Origin of the sequence: Azospirillum baldaniorum, from assembly GCF_003119195.2 — a bacterium.
GTDB classification, from domain to species: Bacteria; Pseudomonadota; Alphaproteobacteria; order Azospirillales; family Azospirillaceae; genus Azospirillum; species Azospirillum baldaniorum.
In genome coordinates, this window is record NZ_CP022261.1 from 98282 (window position 1) to 124278 (window position 25997).

16 protein-coding genes and 2 pseudogenes are annotated in these 25997 nt (G+C 67.1%); 11 read left to right on the forward strand and 7 right to left on the reverse strand.

Features of this window, described 5'->3' with window-relative positions; genetic code table 11:
* The first annotated feature begins 90 nt into the window (after positions 1 to 90).
* A complete protein-coding gene (locus Sp245p_RS31030) occupies positions 91 to 678 on the forward strand; it encodes a hypothetical protein (protein ID WP_014242641.1) in 588 nt (195 codons plus the stop codon).
* 43 nt (positions 679 to 721) lie between these two features.
* Here Sp245p_RS31030 and Sp245p_RS31035 read toward each other — a convergent pair whose 3' ends face one another.
* On the reverse strand, positions 722 to 907 hold the full coding sequence (locus tag Sp245p_RS31035) for a YdcH family protein (RefSeq protein WP_014242642.1): 186 nt from the start codon (positions 905 to 907) through the stop codon (positions 722 to 724).
* 538 nt (positions 908 to 1445) lie between these two features.
* Between Sp245p_RS31035 and Sp245p_RS31040 the strand changes: the two genes are divergently transcribed.
* The 3 genes from Sp245p_RS31040 (at position 1446) to Sp245p_RS36610 (ending at position 3080) form a co-directional block, all read left to right on the forward strand.
* Complete coding sequence (locus Sp245p_RS31040) at positions 1446 to 2318, forward strand: alpha/beta fold hydrolase (protein ID WP_158310479.1); 873 nt, start codon at positions 1446 to 1448, stop codon at positions 2316 to 2318.
* A 162-nt stretch (positions 2319 to 2480) separates the two neighbouring features.
* Entirely contained in the window at positions 2481 to 2756 is a 276-nt protein-coding gene (locus tag Sp245p_RS31045; RefSeq protein WP_014242644.1) for a hypothetical protein, read from the forward strand.
* A 39-nt stretch (positions 2757 to 2795) separates the two neighbouring features.
* On the forward strand, positions 2796 to 3080 hold the full coding sequence (locus tag Sp245p_RS36610; RefSeq protein ID WP_014242645.1) for a helix-turn-helix domain-containing protein: 285 nt from the start codon (positions 2796 to 2798) through the stop codon (positions 3078 to 3080).
* 27 nt (positions 3081 to 3107) lie between these two features.
* On the opposite strand, the gene Sp245p_RS31055 is transcribed toward Sp245p_RS36610, so the two are convergent.
* The 4 genes from Sp245p_RS31055 to Sp245p_RS31070 all read right to left on the reverse strand — a co-directional run bounded on the left by Sp245p_RS31055 (position 3108) and on the right by Sp245p_RS31070 (position 15282).
* Complete coding sequence (locus tag Sp245p_RS31055; protein ID WP_211101819.1) at positions 3108 to 4388, reverse strand: HlyD family type I secretion periplasmic adaptor subunit; 1281 nt, start codon at positions 4386 to 4388, stop codon at positions 3108 to 3110.
* Positions 4389 to 4508: 120 nt separating this feature from the next.
* A complete protein-coding gene (locus tag Sp245p_RS31060; RefSeq protein WP_109139235.1) occupies positions 4509 to 6431 on the reverse strand; it encodes a cadherin-like domain-containing protein in 1923 nt (640 codons plus the stop codon).
* Positions 6428 to 8179: a type I secretion system permease/ATPase gene (locus Sp245p_RS31065; protein WP_014242648.1), complete on the reverse strand. Its 1752-nt coding sequence runs from the start codon at positions 8177 to 8179 to the stop codon at positions 6428 to 6430. The genes Sp245p_RS31060 and Sp245p_RS31065 overlap by 4 nt, the downstream gene beginning before the upstream one ends.
* 86 nt (positions 8180 to 8265) lie before the next feature.
* Positions 8266 to 15282: a peroxidase family protein gene (locus Sp245p_RS31070; RefSeq protein WP_014242649.1), complete on the reverse strand. Its 7017-nt coding sequence runs from the start codon at positions 15280 to 15282 to the stop codon at positions 8266 to 8268.
* Positions 15283 to 15812: 530 nt separating this feature from the next.
* Between Sp245p_RS31070 and Sp245p_RS31075 the strand changes: the two genes are divergently transcribed.
* The 3 genes and pseudogenes from Sp245p_RS31075 to Sp245p_RS36100 form a co-directional block, all read left to right on the forward strand.
* Entirely contained in the window at positions 15813 to 17213 is a 1401-nt protein-coding gene (locus Sp245p_RS31075) for a sensor histidine kinase (RefSeq protein WP_014242650.1), read from the forward strand.
* A 27-nt stretch (positions 17214 to 17240) separates the two neighbouring features.
* A complete protein-coding gene (locus Sp245p_RS31080) occupies positions 17241 to 18011 on the forward strand; it encodes a LuxR C-terminal-related transcriptional regulator (RefSeq protein ID WP_103041659.1) in 771 nt (256 codons plus the stop codon).
* 97 nt (positions 18012 to 18108) lie between these two features.
* Positions 18109 to 18336 (forward strand): annotated as a pseudogene (locus Sp245p_RS36100) (IS6 family transposase); the annotation flags it as partial.
* A 263-nt stretch (positions 18337 to 18599) separates the two neighbouring features.
* On the opposite strand, the gene Sp245p_RS31085 reads toward Sp245p_RS36100, so the two are convergent.
* Positions 18600 to 19357 (reverse strand): IS5-like element ISAzba5 family transposase gene (locus Sp245p_RS31085; protein ID WP_088123913.1). Its coding sequence is split into 2 segments (ribosomal slippage): positions 18600 to 19024 and positions 19024 to 19357, totalling 759 coding nucleotides; the frame shifts between segments, so codons are not numbered across the junction.
* Positions 19358 to 19467: 110 nt separating this feature from the next.
* On the opposite strand from Sp245p_RS31085, the pseudogene Sp245p_RS35285 reads away from it, so the two are divergent.
* From Sp245p_RS35285 to Sp245p_RS31100, 4 genes and pseudogenes are all read left to right on the forward strand, one after another.
* Positions 19468 to 19972, forward strand: a pseudogene (locus Sp245p_RS35285) (transposase); the annotation flags it as partial.
* 170 nt (positions 19973 to 20142) lie between these two features.
* A complete protein-coding gene (locus tag Sp245p_RS36615) occupies positions 20143 to 20553 on the forward strand; it encodes an IS5 family transposase (protein WP_420867260.1) in 411 nt (136 codons plus the stop codon).
* A gap of 210 nt (positions 20554 to 20763) precedes the next feature.
* The gene (locus tag Sp245p_RS36385; protein ID WP_014242580.1) at positions 20764 to 21360 is read left to right on the forward strand and encodes a calcium-binding protein; all 597 of its coding nucleotides are present in this window, start codon (positions 20764 to 20766) and stop codon (positions 21358 to 21360) included.
* Positions 21361 to 21609: 249 nt separating this feature from the next.
* On the forward strand, positions 21610 to 22302 hold the full coding sequence (locus Sp245p_RS31100; protein ID WP_014242581.1) for a trypsin-like serine peptidase: 693 nt from the start codon (positions 21610 to 21612) through the stop codon (positions 22300 to 22302).
* A gap of 75 nt (positions 22303 to 22377) precedes the next feature.
* Here the strand turns inward: Sp245p_RS31100 and Sp245p_RS31105 are convergent, their stop codons facing one another.
* The gene (locus Sp245p_RS31105) at positions 22378 to 25935 is read right to left on the reverse strand and encodes a two-partner secretion domain-containing protein (RefSeq protein ID WP_109139238.1); all 3558 of its coding nucleotides are present in this window, start codon (positions 25933 to 25935) and stop codon (positions 22378 to 22380) included.
* Positions 25936 to 25997 lie beyond the last annotated feature (62 nt).

A 25997-nucleotide genomic window follows, 5' to 3' on the forward strand; every position in this document is an offset into this window, starting at 1 on the left:
TGGACCGGGATCGGCCGGTTGACGCGGTTGTCCGTTGACATAGCGTGAGCGGGACGGTACGAGCGCCGCCCCACGTTCCATGACCGCGCCATGCCCAAGATTCTCGACTTCGCTGCCGCTCGCGATACGCTTATCGGCCGCCGCGCGGAGTGCTTGCCGCCGTCCAGCCTTTGGCAGGGCCGGATCATCTCTCTGCCGGATGGGGTGAGCGACAAGCCCATGCCGCAAGATGACGCCGCACAAGCGGTGGCGGCCTTCCGCGACGGGTTTCTCGAGGCGACCAAGAGCGCAGAGTGCGCCGTTGACGGCTTTCTCCTTGACGCTCGGGAATGCTTGCGGTGGGACATGCTGCTGGCCCCCCTGGCCGTGGCCGCGTGCGGCATCGTCCGCGACATTCCCGGCATGGCAGACTTGGCGGTCGAGGTGTTCCCCGCACCGGACGCCTTGACCGGGTGGGGCGTGCGCGGCCTTCGCGGTCCCCGCTCAATGCTCCATGCGGCGGCGTTCGCGGTGGCCGCCGCAAGCCGTCTTCCCGGACACGCCGAAGTGTTCCTGGACCGTGCGGCCGAGACGTTTGGAGTGGTGCTGAAAGCGCACGGACTGCCATCCGAAGCGCTGGTGGATCTGGGTGGCAGGCTGCTGACGTGGCCGCCGCGTCCAAAGCCCGTCCCGAGGTGACGTCGGGTTGTCGCCATCTGCCGTTCCAAGCGAGAGGTCGTACTCAGTCCCGGTTGAGGCGGTCGATCTCGTCCTTCAACGCCAGCTTTTCAGCCTTCAGCCGTTTTACGGCGGGGTCGTCGGTCCGCGTCGCGGCTTCCCGCGCCGCGATCGCGTGGTCGAGCGCCACGTGGCGCTGGCGCAGAGTTTCGATGCGGGCGTCTGGACAGCGTGAGTGTGAGGGCTGCATGCGCTCCTCCACAGTGTGGTTATCACTCCAGCAACCGCGGCGGACGGGACGTGTCCCGCGGCGCGGATGGAATACACCGTTGGCTCCCCTAATCCTGACACTGGCCCCTTTCCAGAGTGGCGATGAAGCCGGAGAGCGCCTGAAAGTGTGCACCGCCCACTCCTATGGAACGGGGCGGCAGCTGGAATGACGTTTCAGCAACTCGAGGCGTCATCGCCGTGGCCGACTGAGTTCGGTGAGCGTAATCGGCAACGCCCTGCGGCTTCGCACTACCTGGCGATGGCCCGCTTCGCCCCTTTTCGGTTGTACCACTTGGATTGCGAGGGCTAAGCTCGGGATCCCCCAGGCGCATGCACGCCCCCTTTGCCTGACGCGCCCATACGAGCTTCCACGCTGCCATCATGAACAAGGGCGTCGCTCTTTCAAGACTTGCTGGGTCCTTCCTCGCCCTCGGCGGCACGTGCGTCTTGTGGCCACGCTCACAAGCATACAGTAAAAATTCACATAAATCTGGACAGTTCAAGAAAGCAGTAAAGCCGTGAATCCCATAAAAACTGGTCTGTTGGCGAAATCAATTCCGTACATACGGGGCGGCGCTGGAACGAAGCATGCCGTCGTCTTCTTCGGCGGAAACGCTCTTTTCAAGCGCCTCGACAAATCATCCAACCCGAGCCGCTACGCCAACCAGATCGCCAATCTTCTGCCCGGTGATTATCGGTTCACCATACTCGGCTACGAGGAGAGCCCGCCTGAGGACTACACGCTTGACACCATAGTCCGGGACCTTGCCCAAGTGGTCCGGGCCGAGTTGGGCAAGCCCGACCTGGTGGTCGGCGTGTCGTTCGGCGGATTCGTGGCCCAACGCTTTGCTGCCGAACACGCAGATCTGGTCGACCGGCTTGTCATTCTGATCAGCGGGCACCGTTTCTCCGACGCCGGGTGGCAGGTCATGGAGCGTCAGTTCGAGGCGCTCTCGACGGGCGACTTCTACACGCTGGTGAAGGACAACGCTCTCCTGTTCCGTCGTCCCTGGTACAACTGGCTCGTGCGCCTCAAGCTGTGGAAGGATCGGGACCGGCTCCCCTCGGAATTCAAGGAACCCGGGCAGATACTGCGCGCGTACCGCAGCATCTTCTCCGATGATTTCACGCGGAATCCCGGATTCGCCAAGCGGATCATGGCGCCGACTCTCGTGATTGGTGGGACCTCGGACCAATATTTCGACGTCCGTGTTTTCGAAGAGACCGCAGGGATGATTCAGAATGCGCGGCTCAAGCTCTACCCGGACGAAACCCACATGCTGCCCATCGAACGGAGCCGTGACGTGGCTACGGACTTGGCCGCGTTCATCGCGGACTCGCCACCGCGCGGCGACACGGCCGCCCCTCAGGAAGCAGCGATGAGGCGCTGACCGATACCCATGGGTCAACTTGCACGGGCCCCCGGTCCTCGGCCATCCAGCCCGCCGGTTGCTACCTGATCTCTTCCAGCACGTGCCTGGGCCGTCCACGTAACGGTCGGCAGGAGCAGGGCCCGTGTCCGGTCGAAGGGTGGCAGAGAGGTCGCCGACGGCTTGGCGCAACCTGAGTTGCTGAAGGCGGCGCCGCGCCGCTCCAAGAAGGCGGTGGCACAGGCCAAACGACTGCTGGAACTGGTCGCCACCATTCACAACGCCGCCGAAGCCGGGCGAAAGCCGACACTGGCCCGCATCGGCCGGCAGTTGGAGCGTCAGGGTGTGCGCACCGCAACCGGGGCCAAGACCTGGGCACCGTCAAGCGTCAAGTCCCTGCTCGACCGCGCGCGTGAGCAAGGCTTGCTGGACGGACTGCCCAGCTCAGCGATGGAATAGCCCCACACACCGGAGAGCACCCTTGAGCGAGACAGCATCATGACACCCACCCAGTGCAAAGCCGCTCGCCGGAGGCTCGCCTGGTCCATTGAGGAGTTGGCGCATCGAGCCATGCGCAGCCATACCGTTGTCGGTGAATTCGAACGCGGCAAGAAGCCCGGCAGTGCGGCGGTCCTTGCCTCCCTCTGCCGCGCCTTTGCCGAGGCCGGCGTGGATGCCGAAGCAATGCTGAAGGTGCGCACCGCCGTGATGAACGGCATACTCGCCGCGGACCACACCGCCGCCGAGCCATTCGCCCGCCGACCGTTCCGGCGGGCGGCTTGATGGCTCCCCAGGTTTGAGACGGTCTCATCACCGTTCGCGGAACGCACGGTTGAACTGGTCTGTAACGGGTTTGACGAGATAGGACATGGCGGTGCGCTCGCCGGTCGCCACGAACACGTCGACTGGCATGCCGGGCAGCAGTTGGACGGGTCCGAGCTTGCGGAGTTCGTCAGCGCCGATCTCCACATCGGCGAGATAGTGGATGTCCCCAGTGCCGGGGTCGCGTGTGGTCGCGGGGGAGACGTGGACGACCGTGCCCATCAGTTCGGGTGTCGTCCGCTGGTTGAAGGACGTGAAGCGCAGCCGGGCGGTCTGGCCCGCTGAAACCTGATCGATGGCCGTCGGCACCAGCTTGGTCTCCACCTTGAGTTTCGCGTTTTCCGGAACGATGGTGACCAGCACCTCCGCGGGGGTGATCACGCCACCGACGGTGTGAGTGTTCAGTTCGTTGACCGTACCGGAGATGGGCGCGCGGATGTCGGTGCGCGCCAAGCGGTCCTCGATGGCGATCCGCCGGTCGTCGCGTTCCGAAAACTCCGTCTCGACGAGGCTCAACTCGCGCTGCGCCTCGGTGCGGGCGTTCTCGTCGATGGCCAGGATCTGGAGCCGGATTTCCCCGATGCGGGTCTTCGCCCTCGCCATGGCGGCGTTGATCTCGCCGCGCTCCCCGATGAGGCGTGCGCGCTCGCGGTCCACGGAATAGACGCGGGAGCCCTCGATCAGCCCCTTCGCCAGGAGTGTCTTCAACTTCTGGATTTCCGCCTCGACGAGGGCGATCTCATCCTCCTTGGCCATCCGCTGGGCGTCCAGGCCACGGATTTCCTCCCCAATCTGGACGATGCCCAGTTCAAGCTGCTCCTTCTGGCTGTCGCGGCTGCGCTGGTTGCCGGCAAACAGCCGGGTCTCGCCCTGCAGGACCGTGGCGACGGCGGGATCGGCTGGGTTCAGACGGGGTGGAAACGCGATGGCCGAAAGTCCGTCCCGCGTCGCCAGAAGACGAGCGCGCCGCGCCGCCAACTCAACCATCTGCGACCGGACGATGGAGAGTTCGGCCTTGGTCTGTGCGTCCTCCAGCCGCAAGATGACCTGACCGGCGCGGACGACATCCCCCTCCCGGACGGCGATCTCGCTGACGATGCCGCCGTCGCGGTGCTGGACGGCCTTCAGCTTCTGATCCACCGCCACGGTGCCCTGCGCGATCACAGCCCCGGTCAGTGTGGCGGTCGCGGCCCAGCCGCCGACTCCGGCGAGCAGGATGCCGGCGAAGACGGTGCCGGCCAGAATCCGCGGTCCGATCCGAAAGCTCATGTCATGGTTCCGGCCCGGCGATCCCGCGCCGTGCGACGGGTGACGAACGTTCATGTCCAGTCCCTCCAAGTCCATTCCTTCAAAGCCCAATTTGCTACGATCCCTGCCCGAACGCCGCCGTCAGGTGGTTTCGGTCATGGTCAGCGCGTGGAAGCCTTGTAGCGCGACGAGCGTGTCCACGTTGCGGTCTCCGTCGCTGTCGATCTCGATGACGGTGCGCTCCATCGCCTCGACCCATTCATGCCGGAAGCGGATGGCCGGGCCGTCATCGGTGCCGTCGCCATAAACATCCTTGAAACGGTCGTCAGGGCCGTCGCCCACCGCCGCAAAGAGATCGTATTTCGACACCCGGATGCGGTCGCCGACGTGGAAGTCGAGGATCTCATGGGTCACCGGCTGCGCCGCGGGCTCGAACACGAACAGGTTCCGCCCGCCGCCGCCGGCCAGCACGGCGGCGTTTCCGCCGACGATGAAATGGTCGTCGCCCTGACCGCCGATCACGGTTTCGAAGCCGGTGAAGCGGTCCTCCCCAATGGCGACGCCCTGGGCGGTGCCGTTGGCGAGGTCCAGCCGAAGCGCTCCGGTGGAGGCGGAGTAATCGAGCGTGTCGTGCCCTTCGCCGCCGTCATAGGTGTCGTTCGCGCGGTCGGAGGCGGCCATCACGCGGTCGTCGCCGTTCCCGCCATGCACCACGTCCGCGCCTTCGCCGTCCATGAGCAGATCGTCGCCGTCTCCCCCGTCGAGCGTGTCGTCGCCGGCGCCGCCGTGCAGAACGTCGTTGCCCATGCCGCCGAACAGTCGATCCTTGCCGTCGCCGCCGGACAGGTGGTCGTCGCCGTTCCCGCCGAACAGCATATCGTCGCCGTCGCCGCCGGACAGGGTGTCCCGGCCCTCTCCCGCGACGATGTGGTCGTCGCCTCGGCCTCCGGCGATCAGGTCGTCGCCGGACCTCCCGTCGATCAGGTCGTCCCCGTCCCCTCCGTCGATGTCGTCCGCGCACAGGCCGCCGAGCAGCGTGTCGTTACCGCCGCTTCCGGTCACAGGGGACTGGGCGAGCACCGAGATGTAGGCGACCTGCTGGATGGAGACCGCGCCATCGGTGATCTCATAGGTGATGGTGACGCGGCCGATGGCGTTGGGATCGCCTTGAAAGATCCAACCGCCCGGCGTCGCTGTCAGCGTTCCCGCCGAGACGGACAGCCCCCGGACCGACAAGCTGTCGCCATCCGGGTCTACGGCGTTGCGCAACAGGTCGGCGAGGCCGATGGTCAGGCTGGCGCAGTCGGTGACGTCCCTCAGGTGGACCGGCCCGCTCACCCGCGGGGCGCGGTTGACGGGGGCGTTTTCCTCTTCCGCGTCACCGCCGCCCGCGCCGTCGCCCGACTCCTCGCCTTCGACGTCCGTGGCGGGCGGGGGGCGGTCGGTGCCGGGGGGAGGCGGGGCGTCCTCGGTCTTCCGATCGCCGCCATCGGGAACGACGGTGGGGCCATCAATGGGGCCGCCGTCGGGACCCTGGTCGGGCGAGGCGGCGGGCGGCGGGCCATCCGCCGGGCCGGCGGACGCGGCGTTGCCGTTCGTCGCGCGGTCCGCCAGAGGCAGCGGCGACACCGGCCTCCACTCGGCCAGGACGGTCGGAGGCCGGAGGCCGAAGTCCGGAGTATCGACGAGGCGGAACGGGAAGACGGGCACGGTGTCGGCCGGCGCGCTGGCGGTGCTCCCACCCGTCGCGCCGTCGGAAGGCGGGGAAGGCGGGGCGTCTGGCTGCTCGTTCTTGGACGGATCTGGCTTGCCGGGTGGCACGGGAGTGGTCGGGGCCGGCGCGGTGCCGCCGTCCGCTTGGCTTGCCGTCCCCTGCGCCGCCGCCATGCCCTCCTGGGAATGCGCCTCTCCGGAAAGGAAGGATTTCAGGTACAGCGCCAGCCCGGCCAGGAACAGGCCCAGCGTGATGGGGACCGAGGAGTGCCGGCCAGCGTCCTTAAAAACGTAGCGGGCGGCGAGTTCGGTCTCCGGCGCCACCGCCTTGGTGCCCTTGACGCCGATCATGCCGAGGCCCGCACGGCTGCGTGCGCCTCCCCACCGGATGCTGGGTCCGCTGCAGCAGTCTTGGGCCGCAGGATGTCCTCCTTGGGCCCGAAGGTGGTCATGCGGCCGTTCTGGACCACCGCGACCAGATCGACGGCGGCCAGGGCGCTCGGTCGGTGGGCGATCACGATGACGATCCCGCCGCGGCTCCGCACGTCGCGGATCGCTGCCGTCAGGGCCGCCTCGCCCTCGCCGTCCAGGTTCGAGTTTGGCTCGTCCAGGACGACGACAAAGGGATTGCCGTAGAGCGCCCGGGCCAGCCCGACGCGCTGCCGCTGCCCACCCGCCAGCGCCGTCCCCTGTGGGCCGAGTTCAGTGTGGTAGCCATCCGGCAGGCGCAAGATCATCTCATGCACGCCCGCCGCCTGGGCCGCCGCCACGATGTTGCGGGGGTCGGGTTCCTCCTCCAGCCGGGCGATGTTGTCCTCGATGGTGGTGTCCATCAGCGCCACCTCCTGCGGCAGATAGCCGATGCTGCGGCCGAGGGCCCCCTCGTCCCACTGGGCGAGGTCGGCGTCGTCCAGCCGAACGCTGCCGCGCAACACAGGCCAGATTCCGGTCAGGGCGCGGACCAGCGTGGTCTTGCCGCCGCCGCTGGGGCCGATGATCCCGACCGCTTGCCCGGCGCGAACCTCGAAGCTGACGTCGCTCAGCAGCACCCGGCCCGAGCCGGGGGCGGCCACGGTGATGTTCTCCACCTTCAGCGTGGCGCGCGGCGGCGGCAGTTCCATCGGCTCGGCCGCCTCGGCCAGGGCGACGGCGGTCTCCTTCAGTCGATGGTAGGCCGCGCGGGCGGCAACCACGCCTTTCCAGTTGCCGATGGCGAGGTCGATCGGGGCGAGCGCCCGCGCGGAGGCGACCGACGCCGCCATGATGGCGCCCGCCGACAGGTCCCCCTGGATCGCCAGAAACGCGCCGAGCCCGAGCACCGCCGATTGCAGGATCATGCGCAGCACCCGCGACACCGCGCCGAAGGTGCCGCCGATGTCGCTGGTCCGGGTTTGCAGCGCCAGATGCGCGTCGTTAGCCCGGTTGAAGCGCGCCACGGCCCGCCCGGCGAAGCCCATGGCCTTCAGGATGTCGGCGTTGCGGGCGTTCGAGTCGGCGATGGCGTTGCGGGTGATCACCGCCTGGTGGGTGGCGCCGCTCAGCCGGCGGGTCATCAGCTCGGTCACGATGGTCAGAAGCGTCAGGACGAAGGCGCCGCCGAAGGTCAGCGCGCCGAGAAGGGGATGCAGGAGGTAGACGAAGACGAGGAACAGTGGCATCCACGGCAGGTCGAACAGGGCGACCGGTCCCTGGCCGCCCAGGAAGCCGCGCAGCGTGTCTACATCGCGTCCCCGTTCCAGCGCTTCCGCGGTCGAGAAGCCGTAGCGCGGCATATCGACGGCGACCTGATGGGCCATCGGGGCGATCTTCCGGTCCAGACGCGCGCCCACCCGCACCAGGATCTGCGAGCGGATCACGTCGAACAGCCCCTGAAAGGCGTACAGGCCGATGGCGAGGACCGACATCGCCACCAGCGTCGGCACGCTGCCGCTGGTCAGCGCCCGGTCGTAGATCTGCATCATGTAGAAGGCGCCCGTCAGGGCCAGGAGGTTGATAATCCCCGACATCCCGAACAGGAAGAAGACGATGCCGCGGAAATCGTGGAGCAGCCTTTCGGCGTCTCGGCGCTTCGACGCCTTGCGTGACGACGTGGAACTCATGACGCACCCTATTGGCGGACGGGAAGGACGGCGGGGAGCGGCTCCCGCGGGCCGGGTTGGGGCCCGCCCGCGGGAGCCGCAGCGCGCTAGAGGACAAAGTCGCCGGCGGTCAACTCGTGCGACCCCTTGACGCTGACCTTGAAGTCGGCCTCGTCGGTCCCGGTCGTGTTGCCCTGGACGACGGTGTAGTCACCGTCCTCGCGGGTTTCGTGGGTGACCAGGAGCTGGCCCTTTCCGGTGAAGGCGCCGGACACCAGCGTGAAGCTCTGCTGGCCAGCCGCGCAGCCGTTGGCGTCCATGGCGCTGACGTCGATCCGGTCGCCGGGCTGGAAGCCCAGGATGGTGTCGCCGTCAGCGTCCGCTGCCGACAGGAAGCGGAAGCTGTCGTTGCCGGCCCCGCCGTCCATCACGTTGACCGCACCGCTCGCCGTGATGACGTCGTTGCCCGACCCCGTCACGATGTTCTCAATGCCCCACAGGATGTCGCTGCCGGTCTGGGCGCTGTGAACGCTGCCGCGTCCCATCAGGCCGGTGCCGAGGTCGGCGGTGATGTTGGCGGTGATCGCCGACAGGTCGATCGTGTCGCGCCCGCCGCCGCCGACCATGTCGTCGCCATAGTAGACGTCGTTGCCGTCCCCGGCCTCCGCCACGATCACGTCGTCGCCGTCGCCGCCGAACACCGTGTCGTTGCCGGTCCCGCCGTTGATGAAGTCGCCGCCGTCGCCGCCCAGGATGCGGTCGTTGCCGCCGTCGCCGTACAGCATGTCGGCCCCGTCGCCGCCGAAAACGTCGTCGTTGCCGTCCCCGGCGAAGATCACGTCGCGTCCGCCGAGGCCCATGATCGCCTCGCCCCTGCCGGTCCCGATCAGCGCGTCCGCGCCGGCGGTCCCCACGATGCTGGCCCTGCCCCCGGCCTCTTCGCCTTCGCCGATTTCGGCGTCATCGTCCTGGCCGCCGCCATCGCTGCCGCCATCATCATCGTCACCGTCATCATGATCGTCATCGCCGCCGCCCTCGTTCCCCTCGTCTTCGTCCTCGTTCCCGCCGTCATTTGTGGGCGGTGCGTCGAGGTCCAAAATCTGGCCGTTTGCGGTGCGGACCTGCGGCAGCCCGGTGCCGGAGAAGGCGATGCTGAATCCCGCGCCGGTCAGGCGGGTCATGCCGTCCTCCGTCCGCTCGACGGTGCAGTCCGACGCTTCGGTGCCCGCGGCCAGCTCGATCACGTCCTGTGGCCGCAGGGTGCCGACCAGCACGTCGTTGCCGCCGTTGGACCGGAAATGGATGCGGTGGGCCGACTGCAGGCCTGAGATGTCCACCGTGTCGTCGCCGCCGTCGCCGTTGATCGTGATGGTGTTGAAGTTGAGGCTGGTCGGGTTGAAGTCGCCGACCGTCGTCACGCTGTCGTTCCCGAAACCGGTGTTGATCGTGATCTCCTCGACGTTGTCGAGTTCGGCGATCACCGTGCCGTTGCGGGTGATGACGATTTCGGTGGCCGGGTTCAGCACGGCGATGCCCATGGCCACTGCGGCCACCCGGCTGTAGACGACGAAGCTCTCCGCCGTGTTGTTGCCGTTGACGTCGAAACGGTCGTCCTGCCCATCACCGCCATCCACGAAGTCACGCCCGTCCGTGACACCGAAATTGTTGGCGAACCAGCGGATGGTGTCGTTCCCGCCACCGGCCAGAATGATGTCGTCGCCGGTACCCGCGTCGATGGTGTTGGCGCTGCCGTTGCCGATGACGATGTTGTTCCCGCCGTCGCCGTTCAGCGTGTTGGAGGTGGTCCGGTTGACGGTCACCTGGGCGGTGTCGGTCAGGCCGCCGTCGCTGACGCGGTAGGTGAAGCTGCCGCCAGCCGTGGCGTTGTCCGTCACGCTGACCGAGCCGGAGCTGCGGACGGCGGTCAGGCCGGACTGGGTCACGATGCCGCCTGTGATCGACACTGGTCCTTCCGGATCGGAGTCGTTTGCCAGCAGAGCCCATTCAGGGATGAGGAAAGGCGTGTTGGCGGCCACGTTGGTGAAGACGCTGTCGTTGGACGCGGCGGGCGGGTCGTTGACGGCGGTCACCGTCACCGTGGTGCGGGCGACGTTGCTGTCCATCATCCCGTCGTTCACCGTCACCTCGATCATGCGGGGTTGGGTGTCCGGGTTGTCCGACGTGTTGCGGAAGGAAACGGCCTGGATGGCCCGCTGGTACTCCTCCACCGTGCCGGCGCCCGTCAGGGTGACGGTGATCCGCCCGGCCACCGAGCGGTCCACGGTTGCGGCGATGGTCCCGGGCAGGGCACCGACCAGCAGGTCGTCGAGCGGCTGGGCGTTGGTCAGCACGATCCGCGCCGAGGCCAGAACGCCGCTGTCCTCCTCGATCCCCGGAAGGGACGCGATGTCGGTCGCGGCGCCGTTCTCGGTGAAGCTGGCTGCGTGATCCGTCGTCGGGTTGGCGGCGGGGACCACGAGGTCGATCGACAGGTTGTCGATGCTGACGAACTCGTTCCCGGCGTTGATGGAGGACGCGACGAAGCGGATCGCCGCGGTCGTCGTGAAGGGGCCCGACAGATCGAAGGCCATGGTGGCGGCCGGGCCGTTGCCTGTGATGGTGCCGATCTGTTCGAACGTCATCCCGTCGCGGGAGAACCAGACCGCGACCTGCTCCCCGGCGTCGAGGTTGTCTGGGTTGGCGGTGAAACTCAGCCGCGCGGAGGTCGCCGCCGACAGATCGACGGCGCGGGTGATGGTGGCGCCGTCGCCCTGGCCGACCAGAAGGGCGCCGCCCGTGATCCGGATCTGGCCCCCGGTGGCCGGCGCTCCGCCGCCGTCGCCGCTCTCCGTCCAGTCCGGACCCCAGAAGTGCGAACCGTTGGAGTTGCCATAGCCGCTGCTGCCGAAGCTGTCGGCGTAGTTGCCGCCGGAGTCGTAGGCGTTCAGCGCCAGCGTCGGCGGGGACAGCGTCACCTCCTGGTCGGCGAAGCGCAGCACCTCGATGTTGCGCAGCGTGTCGGTGCCATCCGAGAGCCGCTGCCGGCCGGTCACCGGATCGACCACGTCGGACACCGTGACATGCTCCACCCGCAGGCTGCCATCGTCGTTGCGCGTGACGACGTAGTTGTCGCGGACGTCCCAATAGACCGCCACGTCGGTCCCGCTGTCGTCGTGCAGGATCTCCCGCACCGCCTGGAGCTGGCCCGGATTGATGTGGCCGGTCAGCATCCAGGCCGTCAGGGGCCGGGTGACCGGCGCCCCGTCGATGGTCAGCGTGACGTTGCCCTTCATGCTGTCCACGGTGGCGATCTCGTCCCCCGTGCCGTCGGGATTCGCGCGGATGCTGATGCGGACGTTCAGCCAGGCGTCGCCGTCGATCACGTCGTCCCCGGCACGGCCCTCGATGACGTCGCCGCCGCCGCCGCCGAGCAGGATGTTGCCGCCGACGAAGGCCATCTTCTGGGCGCCGGAGCCGTCGGCCCAATAGTTCACCTCGCGCATCATGCCGGGCGTGATGATCTGGTCCAGCCCGGCGATGCGGTCGATGCCGGCCTGATCCAGTTCGTTGTGGATGAAGTTGCCTTCGGGCGTCGGATCGGCGACGGCCCCGGCTTCCTCGTCCTCGCTGGTGCGGTCGTCGCCGCGCAGCGTGTCGTCGTGCCGCCAGCCGGACAGCGCCTCCACCTGGCTGAAGCGGTCGCGCAGCACCTCCAGCGGCAAGGTCGTGAACACCTGGACGTTCATGTCGGCGTCGGCGCCGGTTTCCTGGCCCTTGTGGATGACCCAGTCGTGGCCCCACATGCCGATGTTCTTCTGGATGCCTTCCCCGGCGACCATGATGTCGTCGCCCGAGTCCGCGTCGTAGTCGGTGTCGCCGCGCCCGCCGTTGATGATGTCGTGGCCGATGATCGTCGAGTTGAAGAAGATGTCGCCGGTGTCGCCCGCGATGTAGTCGAAGCGCCCGTCGGATTCGACCCAGTCGTTCCCGGCGCCGCCGAAGATCATGTCCGACCCGTCGCCGCCCAGCAGGAAATCGTCCTCGGTGCCGCCCTGGAGGTTGGACCCGTCGGGGCCGGCGATCAGGAAGTCCTTGCCGGAGCCGCCGAACAGCATCGCCATGCCGCTGCCACCATGGATGACGTCGTTGCCGCCGTCGCCCTTCAGCATGTCGGTCATGCCGATGTCGGTGCCGGCGTTGGTGATGATGTCGTCGCCCTCGCCGCCGCTGACATGGTCGATGCCGTAGCCGGCCTCGATGGTGTCGTCGCCGTCGTCGCCCCACACGGCGTCGTCGCCGTCGCCGGCCACGATCTTGTCGTTGCCCTGCGTGCCCTGGATGACGATGTGGGCGTCCCCGTTGTAGCGGATGTAGTCGAGCGTCCCGTCGCCGTCGAGGTCGCGGCGCTCCACCATCGCGGAGATCGCCTCCAGCGTCGGGTCCTCATGCTCCGGGTCGTCCCGTCCGGTCATCGCCAGCTGCTTGGCGTGGTCCACGTAGAGGATCAGGTCCGGCGTGGAGAAGATGTCCGCCGGGATCGCCGTCCCCGTCTCGCCGAGGTCGGTGTTGCGCAGGACCATCTTGGCGAGCGAGTTGTTCTCCAGCTCGGTCAGCAGGTTCAGTCCCTGGGTGCGCGACAGGTAGTAGAAGCGGTCGGCGTCCTGGAGATTCTCCATCTGGAGTTCGAAGACGAAGGAGAAGGTCGAGCCGAGCATTCCGCCGAAGGCCATCTTCTTCTCGGCGAGGCCGCCGACCCACAGATCCACGTCGTCCAGCCCGCCCCGCCGGTCGGCGTAGGCGCCACGCGCGTTCAGGAAGTCCAGCCGGTCGGCGCTGTCCAGCGGACCGATGGTCCGGGTCTGGTTGGCGATGGGGTCGAAGAAGGTCTCCGCCGTGCCGAAGACCAGGACCATGGCGGCGGCGCGCTTGCCGTCGATGCTGGCCTCGCCCGCGATCAGGTCGTGCGTGCCATAGGCCGCGATGAAGTTCACGATGGAGGCTGGAGTCTTCAGGTTGAGGGCGAAGTCCGTCCAGCTCTCATAGGGTTTGAGCTGGGTGTCGCCGCTGGCCATCGCCATGAACTGCGCACGGGCCTCGTTGAGCGTCGGCATGCCGGTGTCGCGGCCGCGGGCGATGTTGATCGCCGCAAGGTCGAGCGGGATGCCGGTCAACTGGTTGCGCAGGACGTCGGTCACAAACTCGTCAATCTCCTGGCCGACCTGGGCGGTCATACCGCGCAGGATGGCGCCCGCCGCCTCGTGGTGATCGACGCCCGCGCCGCCGAACTCCAGCGGGTTGAGAAAGGCGTCGAACAGGTCGATGTCGTCGCGGGTGCCGTCGGCGTTGATCCGGTCGACGGTCTGATTGAGCATCGAGTGGCCGAAGCGGTAGATCACGTTGGCGAACTCGGCGAAGATCGCCGGGTTCAGCTCCACATCCGGCTGGACCATGAAGACGTCGACGTCCGGCTGGATTTTCCGCGCGAACTCCTCGAAGACGAGGTGCTGGTACTGCATCTCGGTCGTGAAGCGCGCGGCCTGGAAGACGCGCTCACCGTCCCACGCTAGGGAGGCGAGCTGGTCCGCCGACGGCCAGGCGGTCAGGTCGGGGCCGAGCAGCCATTCGTTGAGGAAGGCCAGATCGCCCGACGCCAGAACGACGTCCTTGACGTGATCGACGACGCGGTTGTGCTCGGCGTGGAAGATGTGGTGGATTGCCGACAGGCCGATGTTCTCGTTGCCCCGCCCATCGCCCGTGATGTAGTGCGCGTCGAGCGTCTCGTCGTCGTAGGACGTATTCCGCCCGCGTGTATCGACGCCGCCCGAATAGCCGGCCGCATCATCGGCGTCGGCCTGGAGCACGCCGTTTACGGCGACCGGAACCGCGTTGTGGGCGATGTCGTCAAGGAAGGCGGTGCCGGTCCGCAGCGCCGACACGGTCTGGCCATCCACAATGGTGACGGTGGTGCCGCCGGATCCCATGATCTGCGTGCCGGGCGGCAGTTGGATCGCCGAGGGGTCGAGGGGGTTCGCCAAGTCACCTTCCACCAGGATGGGCGTGCCGTCGGGACGCAGCGCGGCGACGATCTGAGGCAAGCCGTTCGGGCCGCGGATGAACTCGCCGTAGGGATCGACCGCGACGACCGGAACGCTGCCCACGTCCAGGTCGGTCAGGCGGATGCCCAGCAGCTCCGCCGCCTGCGCCTTGACATCGCCCCAGGTGGCGAGGCCGTATTCGCCCTCCAGTAGCTTGCCCGTGGCCAGCGGCACACCGCCGCTCACCGCGTATTCCCGCAGGAAGACCTGATGGGAGGGGTGCGAGGTGTAGGTCTGGTTCTGGTCGACCCAGGGGGTGGTGACGTTGCCCGCCTCGTCCCCGGTTGAGACCCGTGTCATCGCCATGAAGTTCGTGTGCGGGCTGGCCGGGTTGTAGAGCGGGTCGTCCGGCGACAGCGGGATGTAGACGGTGCCGTTGCCGCCCTTCTTCACAAGGTCAAGGCCATGGTCGAAGAACTGGCCGAACAGCGTGAAGAAGGAGTTGTAGGATGCCGAGATGCCCTCGTCCGGGGCGACATTCGGCAGCAGGACGGTCGGGCCGTCCATCCGCACGTCGTGCTGGTCGAGCAGCGCGTCGAGCTGCGCCTTCGCGAGGTCGTAGGCCGGGCCGCCCTCCGGGACCGCCTTCAGGATCGTGTGGGCGCCCCGGATTTCGGCCAATGCCTGGGTCAGCGCCGCGCCGCTCAGCCCGGCATGCTGCAGGGCGGCGGTGATCGCCGCCGGATTGTCCAGCGTCTGGTCCACGATCAGGTTGGAGATCAGCCGCGGCTCGACATCGACCACGCTGCCGGGCTGGCCGTAGTCGTTGTTGGTCGGATAGCCGGGCGGCAGGCTGCCGCTGCCCTGGTGGGGTGAGCCGGTGGACAGGGGCGGGAAGGGCTGGCCGGAGGAGCCCCACTGCTCGCGCCCGATGCCGAAGTTGTTGTAGCTTCCATCCACCGTCCGCAGACCGTAGGGCAGGAGCGGGCTGTCCACCAGTTCGCTGAGCGGCGTGCCATTGGCATGTTGTTCCGCGATGTTGATCTGCTTGAGAATGAACTCAAGGTCGTGCTTGACCAGTTTGACCATGCCTTGTCTCCGAACGTTGAGTGTGGGGGCATGGCCGGAGGATGGCTGGTTCCAGGTCGGAAAAAGGAGGGGCGAAGGTCGGGCGAGTTTTCCGACCGAGGTCCGACGGGTTTCAGACCAACCGCCGCAACCGGAGCCGAAACGGCTATTCCGTCCAGTTTAATTCAAATTTCGAAAGACCGCGGAGCGTCTGGCCGTCTTAGGATCAGCCCCGCTCATCGCCACTCCGCCATCCAATCGATCGGGCATTTCCGCTTCGCTGGCGTTACCCCGTTCTGGCGACCGGCCCGGCACCAAAGGACCGTTCGTGTCACGGAATATCGAATGGACCACGGAGAATTATCTTTGGCATTCCTATGATCATCAGAACTCGCTGGAATTTCGTTGGTTCATCTTTTCCGGTCATAGAGCTGACGGAAATATTTAGCCAAGTAGGTATGCCTCTGTCCCGCAGAGGATTCGCTCATTCATCGAGCGAACATTGCAGTTCACATGCGTGAATAAGGGAATTTGGGAAACGGGAGACGGCCTTGGCGGTTCGCAAAGAAAATCATGGGGATCGGCTCCAGGCACGGATAATCGCCTTCTGGGGCGGTCTCAGCCTCACCCGACAGTTCATCCTGATTGGTTTCGCGGTGGTCTTTCTCGGTATGACGGTGATCGGCCACTGGATCGCGACCCGCATCGCGGCGGAGGTCCAGCACGGTGACTCCGTCGCGACCGCGCTGTTCGTGGACAGCTTCATGGCCCCGCACCTCCAGGCGCTCGCCAGGGGGGAACCGCTTCCGGAAACCAACGCGGCGGCGCTGGACCGGCTGTTGCAGCGGGACGCCGTGAGATCGCGGATCGTCGCCGTCACCATAAGGCTGCCGGACGGAACTGTGGCCTACTCGACCCGCAAGGACCTCATCGGCCGGACGTTCGAACTGGACGAGCCGACCCGAGAGGCCTTCCGCGGCGACGTGATTGCCGGTTTCGAGGTGCCACAGGATGGCGGCCTGCCGTTGCTGGAAACCCACAGCCCGGTGTGGAGCGAGAGCGAGCCGAGGATTGTCGCTGTCGCGGAGATCTATGAGAATGCCGGAATGCTGTTCGACGACCTCGCGCGGGCACGTACCGACGCTTGGCTCATCACCGGAATCGTGGCGCTTCTGATGGCGATGGCACTCTACGGGGTGGTCGCCCGTGGCAGCCGGACGATTGCCGCCCAGCGTGCCGCCCTGGCGGGGCAGGTTGAGGCGCTGTCGGAGGCGCTGTGGACGAACGAGGAACTGCGGGAGCGCATTGAGCAGTCGGCCCGGCGGGCTGCCGATTGCAACGAACGCTTCCTGCGGCGGCTGGCGGACGGTCTGCGTGACGGGCCGGCGCAACTCGTCGGGCTGGCGCTGCTGCGGCTGGACGGCTGGAAGCCCCCATCGGGATCGCTTGAGGCCACCGACCGCTCGGCCGTCCGCTCGGCCCTCGCCGCAGTGCTGGAGGACGTCCGGGGCATTTGCGGCGACCTGCACATGCCGGAGATCGATGGACTGTCGCTCCGCGAGGCGGTCGCCTTCACCATCCTCGACCATGAACACCGGACCGGCGCGCCGGTCAATGTCCAGGCGATGGATCTGCCGGCCGCCGTGCCGCCGCTGGTGAAAGTCTGCCTATGCCGCTTCCTGAAGGAAGGGCTGAACGGCACCGTCCGGATCGGGGCGGGGACCTCGCCTCGCCTGTCGGTCCGTCACGAGGCGGGCGTGGTGATCGCGGAAGTTGCGGATGGAGAGACCGGACGGGACCGGTCGCCGGAGCGCATCACAGGCCGGCTCAGCCTGACCGGCCTCAGCGACCGTATCGAAGGTCTCGGCGGCACCATGGACATCATCCACCGTCCGGGAGAGGTGAGGCGTCTGGCGGCGCGCCTGCCTTACCGGCGGATGGATCGGGCGTAAAGGGGGGGAATCATGGAGGGGGCGGGCATGGACAAGGTTCGGGTCGCGGTCGTGGACGATCATCCGCTGTTCCGGCAGGGCGTCGTGCATGTGCTGACATGCGCCGGCATGGATGTGGTGGGGGAAGGAGCCAGCGCTGCCGATGCCATTGCGCTGGCGCAGGGCCGGCTACCAGCCGTCACTACGCTGGAGTCCATCACGCCAGACGTCATCATGCTGGACGCCAATATACCGGGTGGCTGCGTTGCGGCGTTGCGTGCTATTGGCGATCCCCGGCTGGTCGCGCGGGTGCTGGTCCTGACCATGACCGGTGACGAGGAGCAACTCCGGCAGGTGCTTGCCATAGGTGCGCGGGGCTACGTTCTGAAGGGGGTGGGTGGGCACGAGCTGATTGCCGCCGTACGGGCCATCGCCTGCGGTGACGGCTATATCTCACCGACCCTGGCTGCCAGTATGATGGCGCGGACCGGCGCCATGGCCGCGGTCCGTTCCTCCCGCCCCGATCCGCTCGCCGATCTGACCCACCGGGAAAGCCAAGTCTTTACCCTGGTGGCGCAAGGGCTCCAGAACAAGGAAATCGGCCGACGCCTTGACCTCGCGGAAAAGACGGTCAAGCACTACCTCACGAAGATTTTTGAAAAGCTGCAGGTCCGGAACCGGGTCGAAGCGGCTCTTCTGGCAAAGGTGATGGCCGATTCGACCAGCTTCGCCCTGCAGCCGGAACGGCACCGTCAACTTGTTGATGACCGGGCTGGGCGAGTGTCCAATCTGACCCAGAGGCTGATGGCGGTCCGGTGATTACGCTGCCAGGGGGCGCCAGCGACCTCGGCCCAGCACCGTCAACATGTCAGTCACTTGGTTGCCGGGGCCGGCATTGGCCGGGTATGGAAGGGCCATGACGACGCGCCCTGATGCCCGCTACGCCAGTTACCGCTATCCCGCCGAGATCATAGTGACGGCGGTGTGGCTGTACTTCCGGTTTCCCTTGATCCTGCGGATGGTCAAGGAACTGCTGGCGGCGCGCGGCATCCCCATGAGCTACGAGACAGTGTGCCAGTGGGCCCGGAAGTTCGGCCGCGAGATCGCCACTCGCTTGCGTCGGCGGGCACCGCGCCGGGGCGAGATGCGGAACGCTGCGACCCATCTGTGCGACCCATCTGTTAGATGTTCAGTCCCAGGGTGTCATGGTAGGGAAGTGGGCACCCAGGAAAGGGACGCGGTATGGGATAGGTACTTCACGGCTGCGCCACGGGTCGTGCCCCACGGTGTGGTGTAGGAGCTGTGGGGAACCGGCCCGCCGGAGCGCCCCCTGAGCTGGCGTAGGCGGGCCGGTTGTCCACAGCGGGGCGGCCATCGTGGGTCTTCGGTAGAGTCTAGGGTCCGGACTCATAACCAGTAGGCGACGGTTGCCACGATGTGGACGGCGGCCATGAAGTTGGTGGCGGAGCGGTCATAGCGGGTGGCGATGCGCCGGAAGTCCTTGAGGCGCCCAAACATGCGCTCGATGACGTTGCGGTTCCGATAGAGGTAGGGAGAGAAGCAGTTTTTCCAGCGCTTGTTGGCGCGTGGCGGGATGTTGGGCGCGGCTCCCGCCTCTTCGATCTTCCGGCGAACAGCGGCACTGTCGTATCCCTTGTCGCCGTGCAGGAGATCGGTGGCGGGCATCCGGTCGAGCAGACGGTCGGCGGCGGTGCAGTCGGCAACCTGACCGCCGGTCAACAGGAAGGCGAGCGGCCGACCGCGCGGATCGCTCAGGGCGTGGATTTTGGTGGTTCGTCCGCCACGGGACCGTCCGATGGCCTGGGCGCGCTCCCCCCTTTCCCGCCACTCGCCGAACGATGGGCACGGACCGCCGTGGAGTCGATCATCACCTGGGCCGGTGGGCCACCTGCCGCTGCCAACGCATGGAAGATATCCTCCCACACGCCCTTGGCCGCCCAGCGGACGAAGCGGTTGTAGAGCGTCTTGCGCGGACCGTAGACCGGCGGCGCGTCCGCCCAGCGCCCACCCGACTTCAGCACATGGACGATCCCGCTGATCACACGTCGGTCATCAACGCGCGGCTTGCCTCGGGTATCGCGCGGAAGGTGCGGCTCAAGCCGTCCGAACTGCTCCACCGTCAACCAGAACTGACCGTCGTTCATCACAAAGCCCCTTTCCAGGGCTTTGAATCATAACGATTCCCTTCGGGAAAGGCTCTTTATGGGTCCAGACCCTAGTCACCACACCTCAACCCGACCGAAGGGTGACCACAATGACCGACGAGATGATGGCGCTTCGCGCGCTACTGGAGAAAAGCCCTGACGCTGAGGTGCTGCGCGAGATGATCGGCTTCGCGGCCGAGCGGCTGATGGAACTGGAGGTTCGGGGCCTGACCGGCGCCGGCCATGGCGAACGCTCCGCCGAGCGGCTGGTCCAGCGCAACGGCTACCGGGATCGCGACTGGGAGACCCGTGCCGGCACCGTCGAGCTTGCGCATCCCCAAGCTGCGCAAGGGCAGCTACTTCCCTGGTTTCCTGGAACCGCGCCGGATGGCCGAGAAGGCACTGACCGCCGTGATCCAGGAAGCCTACGTCTACGGCATCTCGACGCGCTCGGTGGATGAGATGGTCAAGGCGCTCGGTATGGGCGGCATCTCCAAGAGCCAGGTCAGCCAGCTGTGCGAAGAGATCGATGACCGTCGGGTGATCAGCGGGATCATTCATGTGCTGATCTCCGGCTGCCGGTGGAAGGACGCTCCTGCCGTCTACGGCCCCCGTAAGACCTTGTACAACCGCTTTCAGCGGTGGGCAGCCAAAGGCATTTGGGCCACCATGTTCCACGCGTTGGCCAGTGCGTGCGGCCCACCGGCTGAGCTTCTGATCGACAGTTCCGCCGTGAAAGCACACCGCTGTGCCTCCGGCGGAAAAGGGGGGAGCGCCGCCAAGCGATCGGGAGGTCCCGCGGCGGGCGGACGACAAAAATCCACGCCCTGACCGACACCGCCTGCCGCCCCATCGCGTTCCTGCTGACAGGTGGGCAGGTCGCCGACTGCACGGCCGCCGACCAATTGCTGGACCAGTTGACCGCCGCTGATCTGGTGCATGGAGACAAGGGCTACGACACCAACGCCGTGCGCCGGAAGATCAAGGCCAAGGGGGCCGCCCCCAACATCCCGCCCAAGGTCAACCGCCGTTGGAAGAGCTGCTTCTCTCCCTACCTGTACCGCAACCGTAATGCCATCGAGCGCATGTTCAACCGGTTGAAGGATTTTCGCCGTATCGCCACCCGTTACGACCGCCTCGCCGTCAACTTTTTGGCGGCCGTCCAGATCGCTGCTCTCGTCAGCTACTGGTTATGAGTCCCAGCCCTAAAGCACCGCGGCACCAAGATGGTTTACAACGAGGGGTGTCGTTGAAATCAAATGAAATGCACCACTCTGTGGTTATATGAAAAGAAAGAAGATAACAAGATATTCGGAGAGAAAGTGAACATTTAAACTTATCTCGGAAAACATATGCGCTTTAATCCTCCTCACAGGGTGATGCCCTGCCAAACCAAGGAGGAAACCATGCGAATTGTTCCGAATGCGACCGAAGGCTCCGACGTTCTTCAGGGAACGTCCATCAACGATACTTTCAATGGACTTGGTGGTGGTGACCAGATTTTCGGCGGGGCCGGCGCGGACACCATCAGCGGCAATGACGGCGACGACGTGATCTTCGCCGACGTCTATGCCGGCCAAAGCGAACCCAGCCTGGGGACCGACACCGAGGGCACGTGGAACAAGCTGTTCGGCGACGCCGGGGACGACGTGCTGGTCAGCGGCGCCGGTTTCGACGACCTGTGGGGCGGGGTCGGCAACGACACGCTGACCGGCGGGGCCGGTTGGGATTGGTTCGTGTTCGAGCCGGGCAGCGGCGTGGACGCCATCACCGACTTCACGCCGGGCAGCGACCAGATCATCGTCATGTCGAACATGAACGGGGCCGGCGATCCGGTGCTCAGCCAGAACGCCGACGGCACGGTGGTCGACTTCGGCGCCGGCAACGCGGTGCTGCTCCAGGGCGTCGCCCTGGCCGAGTTGCCGGCCGACGCCATCGTCACCGCCCCCTACAGCGACGTGGCATCCTTCTACAGTACGGCAGTAAACGCTCTTCTAGGCTGATCGCAAGATCGGCCAAGTTTTCCTGGATCAGGTTTTCCAATGGTGAAACTCCGGGCTCCGCGCTGTTCGCGCGGGGCCCTTTTTTTTGGGAAAATCAAACAGTCCTGATTAGAAATATTATTGCTAATCTTTCGCTGTTTCAGTGACCGTTTCGACTGTGGGTACTTCGTTCCTGGGGTTCAATGATGGTGTTCGGGATCGGTGCCCGGAATTCTCCATTCATCGGTTCACAGCACAGGAGCAGCAGCGATGTCCCAAGTCGAAGTGACCAGCCAGACCGAGTATCCTTGGCAGAGCATCGTCTTCATCACCTCCACCTACGCGAACGGCGAGGTCCACACCGGGTCCGGTGTGATGGTCGGACCGAATGACGTCCTGACGGCATCCCACGTCGTCTACGATTCGACGACGGGCCAGAGCCCGATCGAGATCACCGTCACCCCGGCCTTCGACCCGTCTCCCTTCACGGCGCCGTTCGGAAGCGTGGACGCCGTCTCGTGGCACTACAACGCCAACTTCGATCCGAACGGGGACGGCCTGATCGTGTCCGGCAACGGCGGCGCGGGCCTGGAAGGGGTGGAACTCGACTACGCGTTGCTCGATCTCGGCGTGGCGCTGGGCTACGAGACGGGCTGGATGGAGATCGATCCGACCTTCGTGTCCGGCAGCGTCAACCTGACCGGATTCCCGGATCTGTATGGCAACAACATGATGAACGATATGGGTTGGGTCGCGGACAACCCGTTCGACGACTTCATCGACATCAGTGGTCTGGAGGTCCATCCCGGCAATTCCGGCGGGCCGGTCTGGTACGAGGAGAACGGCGTCGGTCACGTCGTCGGCATCGTCTCCACCGGCGTTGCCGCCCATGATGTCATAGCGAGCTACGGCACGCTGCTCGACTGGATCGCCGATAATGACCGCCTGATCGCGGCTGCCTGATCGCAGCCGTGTGACCCGCTCAGGGGAGGCCTCCGGTGGGGCGAAGCCGGAACCGGGGGCCTTCCTTTCGCCCGCCTATCGGCAACCCGGCCTCGCGGCCATCTGGAACCGGAGCGGCGCCGCCGGCCCTGATGCGTCACCGGCCTTTCCGCCTGCCGGCACGCCGTAGGGAGAGGGCAGGGGGACGGCGGGGTCCAGCGGCAGGCCGCCACCGTTGCCGACGATCAGGCTGCTGCTCGCCCGCCCGCCCCGGCCGGCGCAGGTGTCGCGCAGCAGGTCCCGGCTGCCCAGGAAGCTCTCCGGCAGTTTGACCAGGCTACTGGCGATGGTGTTGTCGGGCGCCGGGGTGGAAATGGTCCCCGACACGCTCTCGGCCGAAGACGCTTCGATCACCGTCGCGGGGGAGGACAACAGCTGGTCGGCCCGGATCGTGATGTTGCCGCCGTTGCCCTTCTGCGCGTTGGCCTGGATTCGGCTGTCGTCCAGCACCACGAAGGGCGGATCGATGACGATGTTGCCGCCGCTGCCGGTGCCGCCGGCGACCGAGGTCGTGATCGCGCTTTCGTGCAGGTCGAGCAGCCGGCCGACTTGGATGGTGATGTCGCCGCCGTTCGCCGTGGTGGTCTGGGTCCGGATGGCCGCACCGTCCAGCGCCAACTGGTCCGTCGCCGTGATCGCGACCGATCCGCCCGTCCCCGTTCCCTCGCCTTCCGCGCTGACCGTCCCGTCCCGGCGCAGGAGAAGATCGCCTGCGCGAATGGTGACGGAGCCGCCATCGCCGGTCGAGCCCGGCTGGGCGCTGCTCAGCACTCCGGTCGCTGTCGGGACGCCCTGGCGGTCGATCAGCAATTGGCCGGCCTGCACCGTCACCGAGCCGGCATTCCCCTTCTCGAAGGTGGTGCTGCGGATCTGGCCGCCATGGGTCAGGGAAATCCGCCCCGCCGTCGTCACATGGACGATGCCGCCCTGGCCGCCCGAGCCCTGTTCCGCGCTGCTTCCGATTCCGGTCAGGCGCGGCGGACCGTCGACGCCGTGGATCGACAGCGATCCGGGCTTGACCGTCACGGCTCCGGCATCGCCCTCACCGAAGGTGTTGCTGCCGATCTCACCGCCGTTGAGGATCGCCAAGTCGCCGGTGGTGGTGACGCGGACCGTTCCGGCATCGCCCTTGGATCCGGGCTCGGCGTTGCTGGAGATGCCGGTGAAAACCTCGTCGGGGATGCCCATAATCGCCAGCGTTCCGGCATGGACCGTCACCGCCCCCGCGTTGCCGTCGCCGAAGGTGTCGCTGGCGATGGAGCCTCCCTGGCTGATCGCCAGCATGCCGGCCCCTACGGTCACCATGCCGGCGTTGCCCTCGCGCACGTCGGGGCTGGAGCCCCGGTTGGCGTTGCTGGAAATGCCCGTGAAGCTCTGCCCGCCGTCGCCGGTGATGGCCATCGAGCCGGCCCATACGGTGACGTCGCCCGCGTTGCCGGAACTGAAGCCGTTGCTGCCGATCTCGCCGCCCTGGTCGATGGTCAGCGCGCCGGCCGAGGCGACGCCGACCGTGCCGGCATTGCCGCTGGAACGGCGGTTGGCGTTGCTGGAGATGCCGGTGAAGCTCTTGCCGTGATTGCCGGTGATCGACAGCGACCCCGCGGTCACGATGACATTCCCGGCGTTTCCCGTGGTGAAGGTGTTGCTGCCGATCTCACCGCCGCTGGTGATGGTCAGCGGGCCTGTCGTCATCACGCGAACCGTGCCGGCGTCGTTGGTGGAGCCGTTGTCGGCGTTGCTCGTGATCCCCGTCAGGACGGACGTCCCGGTTCCGGTGATCGACAGCGAGCCGGCGGTCACCGTGACGTCTCCGGCGTGACCGGCGCTGAAGGTGTTGCTGCCGATCTCGCCGCCGTCGGCGATGGTCAGCGGGCCGGCGGTGCTGACGCGGACTGTGCCGGCGTGCCCGCCGCCGCTCGTGTTGGCCTGAATGCCGACGAACACGCCCCTGAAATCGTCGAAGACGCCTTTCACCCCGGTGATCGACAGGCGTCCGGCCTCGACCGTCACGTCGCCGGCACGAGATCTTCCGAGCGTGTCGCTGGCGATCTGCGCGTAGGGGCCGGACAGGTCGATGGCGCCGGCACGGACGGAAACCACGCCCCCGGTCCCCGTCGCGGTCTCCGTGACCTGGCTGATCAGGCCCGTGAACACGTCGCCCGCACCGCCGGTGATGGTGATCGTGCCCGCATCGACGGTGACGGGGCTGGCGTGGCCGAACCCTTCGATGCGGCTGCCGATCTGGGCGGTGTCGCTCATCCGCAGCGGCCCGGTGATCCCCAGCGTGACCGACCCGGTGTCCCCGGTCGCCCAGGGATAGCCCTCGCTGACGATCCGCGACCGCACGCCGCCCGACGAATCGCCGGACATGGTGAGGCTGCCGGCGCTCACGGAAATATCGGCGGCTCTGCTTCCCCCGTAGGTGCGGCTCAGGATCGCGCCACCCTTGTGGATGTCCACGCTGTCGGCGGCGATCGTGATCGGGGCGGCCGACCCGGTCGCGAAGAAGGCCGCCTGGCTGTCGATGAGGGTCGAGAAGCTCACCCCGACGCCCTCGATGGACAGGCGGCCAGCGGTGACCGCGATCGGGCCGGCACCGCCCGGGCCGAAGGCGATGCTGCTGACGCGCGCTCCCCCGCGCAGCGTCACGTCTGCGGCCTGGAGGCTGATGGGCGCACCCAGGCCGCTCCCCGTCGCGACGCTGATGAGAGCGCCGCCAGCGATGTCCAGGGACCCGCTCCGGACGTCGAGGCTGCCCTTGGCGTCGGCGCCGCCGGTGTTGTTCGCCGCGACGGTCGCGTTCTCGACCGTCAGGGAGTCCCCGCGAATCAGGACGCTGCCGCCGCCGTCGCCGCTGGAGGCGATGGACGCGCCGTCGTGCAGCCGGACCTTCCCCTGCCTGACGGCGTTCACAGCGCCGTCGGCGAGGCGCACCTGCCCGGACCCGGTCAGGGACGCCACGGTCACGCTCCCGCCCGGCGCCTCGACGCGACCCGTCGCCCCGCCGCGCACCTCGACGTCGCCGCCGACCAGGGACAGGGCCTTGCCCGGCTTCACGGACACCCGTGCGCCATCGACCTTCAGCGCCCCCGCGGGCCGGTCGAGGAAACCGAAGGCGGCCGGCGGGGAGGCGGTGAAGCTGCTCCCGCCCGTGTCCAGAGCGGAGAAGCGCGCGCCGTCGGCGAAGCGCACCTCGTGCGCCGTGCCGACGTGCAGGCTGGCCGGTACGTCCACCACGGCGTTGGGGCCGAAGGTCATGCCGGCCGGGTTGATGAGGTGGACATCGGCCTGCCCGACCGTGGAGCGCAGCGTGCCGTCGATCGCCGACGGGCTGCCGCCGGTGACCCGGCCGACCACGTTGCGCACGTTGCCCGGCCCGGTGAAGGTCACCGTCTGACCCTGGTTGACGTTGAAGCGGTCGAAGCTATGGAACAGATTCCCACCGGCCTGGGTGCCGAGGCTGGCGCCGATCTCCACAACCTTGCCCGATAGGCTCACGCGTGGGCCGGTCGTGCCGTCGGTGGCAATCTGAGCCAAGGCGGCCGCCGGTGACAGCAGGGCGACCACGGGGGTGAGCAGGAGTCTCCGCCGCATGCGACGCCCTCCGCGTTCCGAGTGCCGGCCAGCTTACCCCCCAACCGCATCCGCCCGACACG